11 protein-coding genes are annotated in these 11,883 nt (G+C 72.7%); 6 read left to right on the top strand and 5 right to left on the bottom strand.

Translation table 11 applies throughout. The features are described from left to right. Together ACWC09_RS48395 and ACWC09_RS48390 are read left to right on the top strand one after the other, a co-directional pair. A partial coding sequence (locus ACWC09_RS48395; protein WP_450858221.1) for a TIGR04282 family arsenosugar biosynthesis glycosyltransferase occupies positions 1 to 565 on the top strand: 565 nt, incomplete at its 5' end. Next, positions 562 to 1,311 carry a class I SAM-dependent methyltransferase gene (locus tag ACWC09_RS48390; protein WP_450858220.1) on the top strand — a complete coding sequence of 250 codons (750 nt, stop codon included), beginning with the start codon at positions 562 to 564 and terminating at the stop codon, positions 1,309 to 1,311. The genes ACWC09_RS48395 and ACWC09_RS48390, both read left to right, overlap by 4 nt. A 316-nt stretch (positions 1,312 to 1,627) precedes the next feature. On the opposite strand, the gene ACWC09_RS48385 is transcribed toward ACWC09_RS48390, so the two are convergent. After that, a complete protein-coding gene (locus ACWC09_RS48385; RefSeq protein WP_450858219.1) occupies positions 1,628 to 2,866 on the bottom strand; it encodes a molybdopterin-dependent oxidoreductase in 1,239 nt (412 codons plus the stop codon). A gap of 113 nt (positions 2,867 to 2,979) precedes the next feature. Between ACWC09_RS48385 and ACWC09_RS48380 the strand changes: the two genes are divergently transcribed. Then, positions 2,980 to 4,323, top strand: coding sequence for a hypothetical protein (locus tag ACWC09_RS48380; RefSeq protein WP_450858218.1), 1,344 nt, complete (start codon positions 2,980 to 2,982; stop codon positions 4,321 to 4,323). Between the two features lie 82 nt (positions 4,324 to 4,405). Here the strand turns inward: ACWC09_RS48380 and ACWC09_RS48375 are convergent, their stop codons facing one another. Further along, entirely contained in the window at positions 4,406 to 5,962 is a 1,557-nt protein-coding gene (locus tag ACWC09_RS48375; RefSeq protein WP_450858217.1) for an amino acid permease, read from the bottom strand. Further along, complete coding sequence (locus tag ACWC09_RS48370; RefSeq protein ID WP_450858216.1) at positions 5,901 to 6,422, bottom strand: SDR family NAD(P)-dependent oxidoreductase; 522 nt, start codon at positions 6,420 to 6,422, stop codon at positions 5,901 to 5,903. The genes ACWC09_RS48375 and ACWC09_RS48370 overlap by 62 nt, the downstream gene beginning before the upstream one ends. Between ACWC09_RS48370 and ACWC09_RS48365 the strand changes: the two genes are divergently transcribed. Continuing rightward, entirely contained in the window at positions 6,421 to 7,518 is a 1,098-nt protein-coding gene (locus ACWC09_RS48365) for a winged helix DNA-binding domain-containing protein (protein WP_450858215.1), read from the top strand. The two genes, ACWC09_RS48370 and ACWC09_RS48365, sit on opposite strands and share 2 nt — an antisense overlap. Positions 7,519 to 7,646: 128 nt before the next feature. Here the strand turns inward: ACWC09_RS48365 and ACWC09_RS48360 are convergent, their stop codons facing one another. Then, positions 7,647 to 8,339 carry a M24 family metallopeptidase gene (locus ACWC09_RS48360; protein ID WP_450858213.1) on the bottom strand — a complete coding sequence of 231 codons (693 nt, stop codon included), beginning with the start codon at positions 8,337 to 8,339 and terminating at the stop codon, positions 7,647 to 7,649. A 148-nt stretch (positions 8,340 to 8,487) separates the two neighbouring features. On the opposite strand from ACWC09_RS48360, the gene ACWC09_RS48355 reads away from it, so the two are divergent. Further along, positions 8,488 to 9,288 carry an SDR family oxidoreductase gene (locus ACWC09_RS48355; protein ID WP_450858211.1) on the top strand — a complete coding sequence of 267 codons (801 nt, stop codon included), beginning with the start codon at positions 8,488 to 8,490 and terminating at the stop codon, positions 9,286 to 9,288. A 24-nt stretch (positions 9,289 to 9,312) separates the two neighbouring features. On the opposite strand, the gene ACWC09_RS48350 is transcribed toward ACWC09_RS48355, so the two are convergent. Then, a complete protein-coding gene (locus tag ACWC09_RS48350) occupies positions 9,313 to 10,656 on the bottom strand; it encodes a mucin-1 (protein ID WP_450858210.1) in 1,344 nt (447 codons plus the stop codon). 180 nt (positions 10,657 to 10,836) lie between these two features. On the opposite strand from ACWC09_RS48350, the gene ACWC09_RS48345 reads away from it, so the two are divergent. Next, positions 10,837 to 11,856 carry a LacI family DNA-binding transcriptional regulator gene (locus ACWC09_RS48345; protein ID WP_450858208.1) on the top strand — a complete coding sequence of 340 codons (1,020 nt, stop codon included), beginning with the start codon at positions 10,837 to 10,839 and terminating at the stop codon, positions 11,854 to 11,856. Positions 11,857 to 11,883 lie beyond the last annotated feature (27 nt).

Here is an 11,883-nt window from a genome sequence, read left to right as displayed (position 1 = left end):
CACCCCGCCGTTCAGCCCCGCCGAGGCCGCGGCCCTGGCCGAGGCGGCGCTCGGCGACACCCTGCGCGCCGTCGCGGCCGCCCCCGCCACCCGGCGGCTCCTCGTCCTCGACGGCAGGCCCGGCCCCTGGCTGCCGCCCGGTTTCGACGTCGTACCGCAGTGTGCGGGCGGTCTCGACGAGCGGTTGGCGGACGCGTTCGCGCACTGCGACGGTCCGGCGCTGCTCATCGGCATGGACACCCCGCAGGTGACCCCCGAACTGCTCGCGGTCGACTTCGCCGGCCACGACGCCTGCTTCGGCCCGGCGGAGGACGGCGGCTTCTGGGCGCTGGGGCTGGCCGAGCCGGACCCCGCGCTGCTGCTCGGTGTGCCCATGTCGACACCGTGGACGGGCGCCGTCCAGCGCCGGCGGCTGGCGGCGGCCGGGCTCAGGGTGCGCGACCTGCCCGCTCTGCGGGACGTGGACACCGCCGCCGACGCGGCCGCCGTCGCCGCGCTGGCCCCGCACGGCCGGTTCGCGGCCCGGCTGGCCCGGTCCACGGCAGTCGGCGGGACGGCCCGATGAGCGCCTCACCGGTCGTCGCCTGGGCCGGGGCGGACCCCTACGCCGCCGCCCTGCGCGCCGGGCGCGGGCCGCTGTTCCTGCGCCGCGCCGACGGCTGGCTGCTGCCGCTGGAGGTCGAGCGGTGGTGCGCGCGGGCCGACCCGGTCGACCGGACGGTGCTGGACCGGTGCGAGGGCGCCGTGCTGGACGTCGGCTGCGGCCCCGGCAGGCTGGTCGCGGAACTCGCCGCCCGGGGCCGTACCGTCCTCGGCATCGACGTCAGCGAGGCCGCCGTCGACCACACCGTGCGGCTCGGCGGCCCGGCGTTGCGACGCTCGGTCTTCGAGACGCTGCCGGGCGAGGGCCGCTGGGGCACCGTGCTGCTCATGGACGGCAACATCGGCATCGGCGGCGACCCGCGCGCCCTGCTGGGCCGGGTGGCCCGACTCCTCGGCCCCGGTGGTCTGTTGATCGCGGAGACGGCTCCGGTCGATGTCCACGAGGTGGTCCGGGTCCAGGTCGTCGGCACGGCAGCCGGGCCGGACGGCGGCGGTGCGTTCCCGTGGGCGCGGGTCGGCACCCCGGCCCTGCTGCGGTACGCGCGGGGCTGGGAGCGGGCCGGTCAGTGGACGGCCGGCGGGCGCCGCTTCGTCGCCCTGCGCACCCGCAGGGCGAGCAACAGCGCCGAGCCGCCGAAGAGCACGGCGGAGATCAGCAGCCAGCGGACGAGGAAGCCGTCCGCCGGCAGCCCGGTCGCCGAGCGGTAGCGCCGGTCCACCGTCCCGCTGATCAGCGGGAACCAGACGAGGAGCAGCAGCGCGGAGAGGGCGGCGGGGACCCGGACGTACATCGTCCACGCCCGGCGCCCGGCCGCGTCGAGCCCGCGGGCGACGGCCCGGTCCGCCAGCGCGTACAGGGGCAGCAGCACCAGGTCGTGCAGCAGGGCCGCCCCGACCAGCCAGAGCGCCACGCCCAGCCAGTCGCCGGCGAACAGCCGCACTCCGGCGTAGGCGGCGAGGGCGAACGAGCAGGCCGGCAACAGGAGCGGGAGGGGGCTGCCGAGGGGAAGAGGGCGCGGGCGCATCACAGGTCTCCGAAGGTGATCCGGGCCACCCACTTGGTGTTGAGGACACCGGGCGCGGCGGGCACGATGACCCGCGCCGGGTGGCCGTGGTCGGGGGACAGGTCCTCGCCGTTGACGTACAGGGCGAGCAGGGAGCGCGGGTCGGCCACCTGGTTGGCGCGCAGGGCCGCGCGGCGGAAGGCGCCGTGCCGCTGCAGGGACTCGACGAACGCGTCCGGAGGATCGCCGTCGTACCCGACCAGGGCGGCGAGGTCCCGCAGCCGCACCCCGCGCCACCACTGGTCGTCCGTCGACCAGCCCTCCACACAGGCGATCGGCAACGCCGAGCTGTGCAGGGGCAGTTGGAGCAGCTGGGCGCGGCTCAGCCGGACCGTCCGCCCGTCGCGCCCCGTGACGACGAGCCGCCACGCCTCCGCGCCCGTCTCCGCCGGGTCGATCCCGGCGTAGGTGGCCGTCTTGTTGATCTGGAAGCCGCCCGGCCCGCCGCCGGGATCGGCCCAGCCGTGCGGCGCGAGCAGGGCCGTACGCCGCAGCGCACCCCCGATGCTCTGCCCGGCGGTCGTGACGAACAGCAGCAGCGAGGCACCCCCGACGAACCACAGCGCCCCGCGCCGGGAGACGGTGGCCGGTTCCGGCCGCGGCGACACCAAGTCGCCCTGCTCCTGCCGTCGCCTGCGCACGGCCCGGACGGCGGCCGGCGCCTTGAGCGCCGCGTGCGCCACGAACGCGGCGAAGAACACCCAGGCGCCGTAGTAGTGCAGGGGGTAGAAGGAGCCGGGGAAGACGTAGTCGAGCTGGACGTTCAGGACGCCGGTGGTGAACTCGAAGAGGCCGCCGCCGACCAGCAACAGCAGCGAGATCCGCTCCAGGGCGTGAGTGAGGGAGCGGGCCGGCGGCAGCGCGAACAGCTTCGGGACGACCGACCACAGCTTGGCCAGCAGGACCGGGATCAGGGTGATGCCGAGGGTGACGTGCAGGCCCTGGGTGAGCCGGTACAGCCAGTACGGGTTCGTCGGCCAGGCGAAGAGAAAGAAGCCGAGGATCCCCTTGTCCGGGGTCTGGTCGTTCACCGGGGACAGGCCCGGGTTGTAGGCGGCGTACGACACCAGCCCGGTCACGAACAGCACGGTGATGCCGGCGAGCAGCACGAGGCCGAGCACCGAGGTGAACCAGGTGCCGCGCAGCGGGCTGCGCCAGAAGCCGGGAGAGGAGGGAAGCCGCGGATCGTCGTCTCGCATGATCCGACGGTAGGCCGGGAGCACCCGGGGAAAGGGCACCCGACCCATGACGAAACGCTGACGTCCGGCGGCCGATCCGGTTCCGCACCCGGCCGTCGGCCTAGCGTTCCGGTGTGACCCGCACTCCCCGCCGAGATCGGTACGCCGACCTCTGCGCCGCCTCCGCCGCCGCCCTGCTCGTCCTCGTCGCCGTGCTGGTCGGACGGCACGTCCAGGACACCCGCCACACCCTGTTCGTGCACTGGCCCCCGCTGTTCGCCGACTGGGACCCGCACCTGGGCCCGGGCACGCCGGCCGCCGTGCTGGTGGCGGTCGCCGTGGTGGCGTACGGCCCGGCCCTGGCGGTACGACTGCCGTGGCGCGGGCTGCTCGCCGCGGCCTGGGGCGCGGCCCTGGCGTGGATCTGGTCGCTCGCGCTGGTCGACGGCTGGCGGCGGGGCGTGGCCGGCCGCCTCACCACGCGCAACGAGTACCTCACGGTCATCGGCCGCTTCCACGACATCCCCGCCGCCCTGCGCGACTTCACCCACCACATCGTCAGTGGCTCCCCCGCGCCCTGGCCCGCCCATATCGCCGGACACCCCCCGGCGGCCACGCTCACCTTCGTCCTGCTGGACCGCGTCGGCCTGCGCGGCGGCGGCTGGGCGGGCGCCTGGTGCATCACGGTCGGCTCGACCGCCTGCGCGGCGGTACTGGTGGCGCTGCGCGCGCTGGCCGGTGAACGCCCGGCCCGCCGGGCGGCGCCCTTCCTGGTGCTCGCCCCGGCCGCCGTGTGGGTGGGGGCCTCCGCCGACGGGTACTTCGCCGCGGTCGCCGCCTGGTCGGTGGCCCTGCTGGCGCTCGCGGTCACCGGGCGGTCCACCGCCTGGGCAGCCGGCGCCGGTCTGCTCTACGGCCTGACCTGCTCCCTCTCGTACGGCCTGGTCCTCTTCGCGGTGACCGGGGCGGCGGTGCTGGTCATCGGGCGGCGCCGGGTCCGCGACCGGCCGGTGATCCTCGTCCTGTTGCTCGCCGGGACGGCGGTGGTCCCGGCGGTGTTCACCCTCGCCGGGTTCGACTGGTGGGAGGGGTACCGACTGCTGGTCACCCGCTACTACCAGGGGGTCGGCGGCACCCGCCCCTACGGCTACTGGGTCTGGGCCGACCTGGCGTGCACCGTGCTGATCACCGGCCCGGCGACGGCGGCCGGGCTGCGCCGAACCGGTGCCGTCCTGGCCGCACCCCGTACGGCACCCGTCACCGAGATCCGTCCGGCGCTGCTCGTCACCGCCGCCGTCCTGTCCGTCCTGGCGGCCGATCTGTCCGGCATGAGCAAGGCGGAGACGGAACGCATCTGGCTGCCGTTCGCGATGTGGCTGCTCCCGGCCTGCGCCCTGCTGCCCCGCCCCCGCGCCTGGCTGACCGCGCAGGCGCTGCTCGCGCTGCTCCTCAACCACCTGCTGTTCACCGGGTGGTGACCCGCTGCCGGGCACCGGGCCAACGTCACAGGTCGCCGGTGCGGGGGACCGCCGTCCCCCGCACCGGAAGGACCGAGTGTGCTCAGCTGCCCATCAAGTCCCGCTCGATGGCGGCGAGTTCGTCCGCGCTTCCCTGGACCTTGGGGCCGCTGAACCACTTGCGGGCGGACAGTCCCCACCAGGCGCCGGCGAAGCCCAGCACGACCGCGACGGCGACCGGCGCGTAGTTGAAGCTGGTCGCCGTGACCGGGCTGACCTGCGGGAGCATGAACAGGACGGTCACGAACACCACCCAGGCCACGGCCGTGACGGCGACCGGCTTGCTCCAGCGGCCCAGCTGCCAGGGTCCGGCGACGAAGTCGTCGCCCTGCCGCAGCCTCAGGTAGATCGGGATGACGTAGGCGATGAACAGGCCGATCACCGCGATCGACGTCACGGCCGCGTACGCGGTCGGGTTGATCAGGTACGGCAGGCCCAGCAGGAAGGCACCGCCGGAGGCGAGCCAGACCGCGTTGGTGGGCGTGCGGGTGTGGTCGCTGATCCGGTGCCAGATCTTGGAGCCCGGAAGGGCGCCGTCGCGCGAGAAGGCGTAGATCATGCGGGAGTTGGCCGTCACCGAGGACATGCCGCAGAAGAACTGGGCGCCGATGACGATCAGCAGGAGCAGCTTGCCGCCCGTCGCGCCGAGCGCGTCGAGGAAGATCTGGACCGGGGGTACGCCGGTGCTGCTGCCGAGCGCGCCGTCGTAGGACTGGATGGCGAAGGTGACGCCGATCAGCAGGATCCAGCCGGCGACCAGGGAGACCAGGATCGAGTTGACGATGCCGCGGGGGCCGGAGCGGGCGGCGTCGTGGGTCTCCTCCGTCATATGGGCGGAGGCGTCGAAGCCGGTCAGGGTGTACTGGGCGAGCAGGAGGCCCAGGAGACAGACGTAGAGGCCCGAGCCCCAGCCGGTGTTGTTGACGAAGTGGCCGAAGACGAAGCCCGCGGACTGGTGCTTGCCCGGGAAGACGATCAGGGCCAGGACGACGATCGCGACGCCGATGACCTGCCACCACACGCTGATGTTGTTGAGCAGGGCGACGACCTTGACGCCACGGACGTTGAGCAGGGCGTGCACCAGGAGGGTGACGCCGAACAGCAGGACCGTGTGGCCGGGGGTGGCGGCGAAGCCGAACTGGAGGTCCAGGAAGGCGTTGAGGAACTGGGCGAGGCCGAAGTCGATGCCGGCGGTGACGGCGACCTGGCCGAGGAAGTTGAACCAGCCGGTGAACCAGGCCCAGGCGGGGCCGTTGGTCTTGGCGAGTTTGGCCGCCCAGTAGTAGAGGCCGCCGGCGGTCGGATAGCTGGAGCAGACCTCCGCCATGCCCAGGCCCACGGTGAGGGTGAACAGACCGACGATCGGCCAGCCCCACACCATGACGGCGGGGCCGCCGGTGTTCATGCCGAAGCCGTACAGGGTCATACAGCCGGAGAGGATGCAGATGATCGTGAAGGAGACGGCGAAGTTGGAGAACGCCGACATGCTGCGCTCCAACTCCTGGGCATAGCCCAGTTCGTGGAGGCGCGCCTCGTCGTCACTCACCTCGGCCGGTCCGGTGCCGGTCGGTTCGGCCTGCTCGACCTTGTCGAAAGCCATGGGAACCCCTTTTGACGGGCTGTTGAACGGGGGACGGGGGTGCGGGGGGAGGGGGTACGGCTGCGGGTGGGTCGAGGGTCACGCGCGGTCCCGCGCGGTTCGCCGGGCCGGTCGGCCGGCTGGACGGAGTCGATGGTGTCGTACAGCGGATGTTCTGTTGGGCGTCGTCGAGCGTGACGCCCTTGGTCGGGATCACGCTCGCTCCTTTGGACGCCGAGTAGACCGTGAGGAAGGGCTCGCTGACAAGACCGTCCACGCTGGAGATGTTGACGATCGAACCACCGCCCCGGGCCGACGGGGGCGGAATCACCGCCCGACAGGTCCGCGCGCAGCACACGCCCGTCCTCCTCACCGTGGGCGCGGGTCGTGGAGGAGGGCAGGTGTTCCTGGACTCGCTCTTCCGCCGACCGGGCGAACACCTCACACCCCCCGGCGCGGACTTCGGTACGGTCGGAGCCATGCGATCTCTGGAGGCAGGCCGGGCGCGGGCGCTGCGCAGCCGCAGTCAGGGACTGGGCGAGGGAGTGCGCCACGGCTCGGTGGCCGGGGTCGTCGAGCATGTGGTCGCGGTGCAGGCGCAGGACGCGTCGGCCGCCGCCCTCGGGATACGGGTGCGCGGCACCGGTGTGACCGCCGCCCAGGTGCGCCGGGCGGCCGAGTCGGAGCGCAGCATCGTACGGGGCTGGTTCATGCGCGGCACGCTGCAGATCGTCCCCGCGGTGGACTTCCCCTGGCTGCTCGGCCTCCTCGGTCCGGTGTTCCTGCGGCAGAGTGAGCGCCGCTACCGGGAGTTGGGGCTGGACGAGGGCGTCTGCGCCCGGGCGGAGGCCGAGTTCACCAGGGTTCTCGCCGAAGGGCCCGCGACTCGGGCCGAGTTGACCGGGCACCTCGCGGACCGCGGGCTCCCCGCCCGTGGGCAGGCCCCCTTTCACCTCATCCGGCGCGCAGCGCTCCGAGGGGTCCTCTGCCACGGCCCGGAGCTCGACGGCGAGGCCGCCTTCGTCCTGCTGCCCGACTGGCTGCCGACGGAACACCGAGGACCGAAGGGCGAGCAGGCAGAGACCGAGTTGGCGCTGCGCTATCTGCGGGCCTACGCACCGGCAGCGCCGGAGGACTTCGCCACCTGGTCGGGGCTGCCGCTGTCCGTCGCCCGGCGCGTGTGGCGCACACTGGGCGCGGCCGGGCACATCGTCGAGTGCCAGGTTCCGGGCGGGCGATGCGCACTCCTCGCGAAGATGGCAGGGGAGGCCGACGGCCCGTTGGGCGGGGGCCCGCCCGATGTGCGGTTGCTTCCCGCGTACGACAACTACCTCGTGGGCTACCGCTCGCGCTCGCTGTCCGTGCCCCCGGCGCACGAGCGGCAGGTCTGGCCGGGCGGTGGTCAGATCCGTCCGACGGTGCTCATGGACGGCCTCGCGTACGGCACCTGGGCCTGGCGCAGACAGAACAACGCCGCCGCGGTCTCCTTGTTCGGCGAGGTCCCGGACTCCGGTCTGACGGACGGGATCGCCGCGGAGACGGCGGCCATCAGGCGTTTCCTGGAGGCCGGCCGATGAGCGTGCACACCGTCGGCCGGGGCTGCCATCACTGCTGCACGCCCGCGCCTTCCGGGCCGCCCTGATGCCGGAACAGCACGTTGAAGGCCATCGTCCAGGACGCGTACGTTCCGACCCCTGCCATCCGATCAGCCGAGGGTGAGCAGTTCCTCGTGGAAGCCTCCGAACTCCCGCTCCCGGTCGACGAGATGGATCTCCAGGATCCAGTGGCAGGTGCGGCCGGCCTTGTCGGTACGGCGGAGTGGTGTGTCGTTGGCGGGGGCGATGTACGACTCCACGTCCGCGCCGTCGATCCACTCGTGCGGGAACTCACCGACCAGGTGCCCGGCGTGCCAGCCGCCCAACTCCCAGCCGGCCTCGGCGGCCGACCGCTCCACCTCCGCGTACAGCTGCTTGCCGGTGATGTCGGCGTGTTCGGCGAAGAACCTCTTGCCCGCCGCGAAGATCTTCGGCAGGTCGTCCCGGAGCCGTTGCTTGGCCGGGTCGTCGCCGAGAACGAAGGTCCGGCCGAAGTCGGCCTCGTACTCCTCGAAGATCGGCCCGAAGTCGGCGAACGCGATGTCATCCGTGCCGATCACCCGGTCCGGCGGGTTCTCCCGGTACGGCTTGAGGGTGTTGGGGCCCGAGCGGATGATCCGCTTGTGCCAGTGCCGGGTCGTGCCGAACAGTTCGTCGGCCAGATCCCGGACCCGGTCGCTGACCGCCCGCTCCCCCTCGCCCGGCGCGATGAGCCCGCGCCCCTCGACCTCCGCGAAGAGCCGCTCGGCCTTCGCCTGGGCATCCAGCAGCCGGGCCGCGCGTGTGGGTTCGTCATCCGCCATGGAGCCGAAGCTAACCAGCCGGATCGTCTGCGGCAAACGGGATTCCCCCATGGTCGCGGCTCGGTGCGCGGGGACCCGCGCCGGTCGCACCGGTCACCTCCCGAAAAGCAGTTGCCGCGCCGACTCCGATCATGAACGATCTCGGACCGTGACGAGCACCGACCGACGACGTCCCGACGAGGGCCGGTCTTCCGCTTCCGACCGCCCGCTCGCGCTGATCACCGGGGTGGGCCGCACCGTCGGCATCGGTGCGGGAATCGCCTGCCGGCTGGCGGCATCGGGCTGGGACATCGCCTTCGCCTACTGGACTCCCTACGACGAGCGGATGACCTGGGGCCGCGAGCCCGGCGCGACCGGTGCGATCACCCACGCCCTCGCCGAACACGGCGCCGCCACCGCGGCCATCGAGGCGGACCTCGCCGATCCGGACGCTCCGGCCCGCATCTTCGACGAGGCCGAGCGGCGTCTCGGCGGTGTCACCGCCTTGGTGATGTGCCACTGCGAGTCGGTCGACTCCGGCCTGCTCGACACCACCGTCGAAAGCTTCGACCGGCACTTCGCGATCAACGCCCGCGCGAGCTGGCTGCTGATCCGCGAGTACGGCCGGCGCTTCGCCGGCACCCCGGGCAGTGGCCGGATCATCGCCCTGACCAGCGACCACACCGTCGGCAACCTCCCCTACGGCGCGAGCAAAGGCGCCCTGGACCGCATCACCCTGGCGGCCGCACATGAACTCGCCCACCTCGGCATCACCGCCAATGTGATCAACCCGGGGCCGGTGGACACCGGTTGGATGACCGACGAAGGGCGCGCGTTCGTGCTCCGCCAGACCCCGCTCAACCGCCTCGGCACCCCGCAGGACACCGCGCACCTCGTCGACTTCCTCTGCTCACCCCAGGGACAGTGGATCAACGGCCAGCTTCTGCTGAGCAACGGCGGATTCTCCTAGGGCCGGAGCACAGGGTCCCGTTCCCTACCGCGTCGGCGGTCCCGGCCACACCGCGGACGCGTCGTCGCGGGTCGGATCGGGCAGGCGGATCGGGCGGACGGGGATGGTGCGGGTGCTTCCTTCCGTCACCACGGTCCAGCACGCGGGTTGGCCCGAGTAGCACAGGGTGGTCAGGACGAAGACGCCGTCGGCGTACACCTCGACGTACTCCCCTATGGTGAGAACACGCAGGGTCGAGGCGGGTTCGGTCAGGACGGTCTCGCCCAAGGGCGCGCCGGCGGGTCCGGCGACCCAGAGGTTCTTGCCGTCGCAGCCGACGACGAGGGCGGGGACGCCGTCGTCGCCCGTCCGCAGGGTGATCTCCGCCCGCCCGGAGACATCGATGTCCCCGACCGCGTGCAACGTGGGTTCCGTCGTCGCCTCCAGCAGCCAGGCGTCCAGACCGGGCCACCACTCCAGGCGCGGCGCCGAACCCTCGCGTACGACAAGGGACTTGGGCTGGGCCAGCATCCCCCGGCACCGCTCGCCCGAGTCCGTCAGGTCCACCCGGCGAGGCGTGGTGTGCAGGACGACGCGGGAGCCGTCGGGAGCGGCGACGACGCGCGGCGCGTACGAGCCGGTCGGGCCCATCGGTCCACGGCGGGTCCACGGCCCCCTCAGCCTCGGCGCGGTCCACGCCTCGAACCCGCGCGTCGCGCCGATCGAACCGATCAGCAACCAGCTTCCGTCGTCGAGACGTTCGAGGACCGGGCACTCCAACTCGTCCACGTCACCAGGTGAGATGAGCGGCGGATGGACCGTCCAGTGCTCCAGGTCGTCCGAAGTCGCCCACGCCACGCACCCGCCGGCCTCCACCGGCAGCGAGGCGTCGGCGGCACAGACGACCATCACCCAGCCGTCCCCCTCGTCGTCGCGTACGACGAACGGGTCGCGCCAGCCCATGCGTTCGCCGGTGCGGTACCAGCGGGCGTCCGCCTCGACGACGGGCCCGGTGCCATGGCGGCGCCAGCCGGTGCCGTCGGTGCGGTCGGAGTAGGCGAGGCCGACCGACTGCAACGGCCAGCCGCGGTCCGTCAGTCCACTCACGCCCGTGTAGAACATCGCCATGCCGGACCCCTGCCGGATCGGATGCATGGTCCACACCGCCTGCTGGTCGAAGCGGCCGGGCAGACCGTTGCCGAAGGCGGTGCCCTCGGGCCGCCAGGCGACCAGGTCGGTGGAGGTGGCCCTGCCGTACGAGGTCTCCATCCTCAGGTGGTCGAACTCGGCCGTCCACGGGCCCTGCAAGTGCAGCACCGCGTAGGTGCCGTCGCCGTCGCGGAGCAGGGCGAAGTCGTTCACGCAGAGGCCGGGCGGGGCGTATCGCATGCACAGTTCCTGTCGGCTCACAGCGCTCAAACGCATGCGCTGACCAAGGGCACAGAAGGTCTCACTTCAGAATTGGCCCAAGTAAAACTGAACGCAAACGCTTGCGCAACAGCGAGACCGGGCTTACGGTCTCGTCACCCCCAGATCACACCGATGTGAAACAGACGGGAGAACAGCGCTGTGACCGTCAGCATCACCGATGTCGCCCGCGCAGCCGGAGTCTCGGCGTCCACCGTGTCCCGAGCCCTGCGCGGCCGGCCGGGCGTCTCCGACGAGGTGCGGGCGCAGATCACGGCCGTCGCCGACCGGCTCGGCTATACGGCGTCCCGCTCGGCGTCCAGCCTGGCCAGCGGCCGCACCTTCACCATCGGGGTCGTGGTGCCGTACGTGGGCCGCTGGTTCTTCGGCACCGTGCTGGACGCCGCCGAGCACGTGTTCAGCGCCGCCGGGTACGACGTCCTGCTGTACAACCTGGGCTCGGCGGAGTCACGCAAGCGTTTCTTCACCAAGATGCCGGTCCGCAAGCGGGTGGACGCGGTGCTGTCACTGCTCATCCCCGACGAGGAGGAGTCGGCCGCGCTGCGTTCGCTCGGGGTGCCGCTGGCCAGCACGGTGGGCGACGCCCGGCCCGGCTTCAGCGTGGTCGGCATCGACGACCGGGCCGGCGCGGAGAGCGCCGTACGGCATCTGGTGAACCTGGGCCATCGCCGGATCGGCATGATCAGCGGGTCGAGCGGGCCGCAGCACTGGACCACGCCCGTCGCGCGCCGCCAGGCGTATCTGGACGTGCTGGCCGACGCCGGGATCGGGCACGATCCGGCGCTGGAGGCGGACGGCGACTACACCGTCGAGGGCGGCGAGCGGGCGATGACCGAGTTGCTGGCCGTCTCCCGGCCGCCGACCGCCGTGTTCGCCCAGTCGGACGAGATGGCGATGGGCGCGTTGCGCGCGCTCAGACGGCATCGGCTCCGAGTGCCGGACGACGTGTCGGTGGTCGGCTTCGACGACCACGAGCTGTCCGACGTGATCGGGCTGACCACCGTCGCCCAGCCGGTGGCCGGCCAGGGCGCCGAGGCCGCCCGGCTGCTGCTGCGCCAGCTCGACGAGCCGGGTGCCGAGCGGCCCGGACATGTGCAGATGCCCATCCGTCTCGTCCTGCGCGAGACCACCGCACCGCCGCGCCCCCGCGGACCCCAGTGACACCGGGAAGCCCCTCCCCCGTGAGCC

The sequence above is a fragment of the Streptomyces sp. NPDC001617 genome (assembly GCF_053596855.1).
The sequence above is the reverse complement of the archived record's forward strand: the minus strand, read 5'-3'. Positions and strand labels throughout refer to the sequence as shown.

Bases quoted from the DNA above. Each gene is read 5' to 3' on its own strand.
- ACWC09_RS48390 (WP_450858220.1), top strand. From the start codon at position 562: ATGAGCGCCTCACCGGTCGTCGCCTGGGCCGGGGCGGACCCCTACGCC.
- ACWC09_RS48385 (WP_450858219.1), bottom strand. From the start codon at position 2,866: ATGCGAGACGACGATCCGCGGCTTCCCTCCTCTCCCGGCTTCTGGCGC.
- ACWC09_RS48375 (WP_450858217.1), bottom strand. From the start codon at position 5,962: ATGGCTTTCGACAAGGTCGAGCAGGCCGAACCGACCGGCACCGGACCG.
- ACWC09_RS48365 (WP_450858215.1), top strand. From the start codon at position 6,421: ATGCGATCTCTGGAGGCAGGCCGGGCGCGGGCGCTGCGCAGCCGCAGT.
- ACWC09_RS48370 (WP_450858216.1), bottom strand. From the start codon at position 6,422: ATGGCTCCGACCGTACCGAAGTCCGCGCCGGGGGGTGTGAGGTGTTCG.
- ACWC09_RS48360 (WP_450858213.1), bottom strand. From the start codon at position 8,339: ATGGCGGATGACGAACCCACACGCGCGGCCCGGCTGCTGGATGCCCAG.
- ACWC09_RS48350 (WP_450858210.1), bottom strand. From the start codon at position 10,656: ATGCGATACGCCCCGCCCGGCCTCTGCGTGAACGACTTCGCCCTGCTC.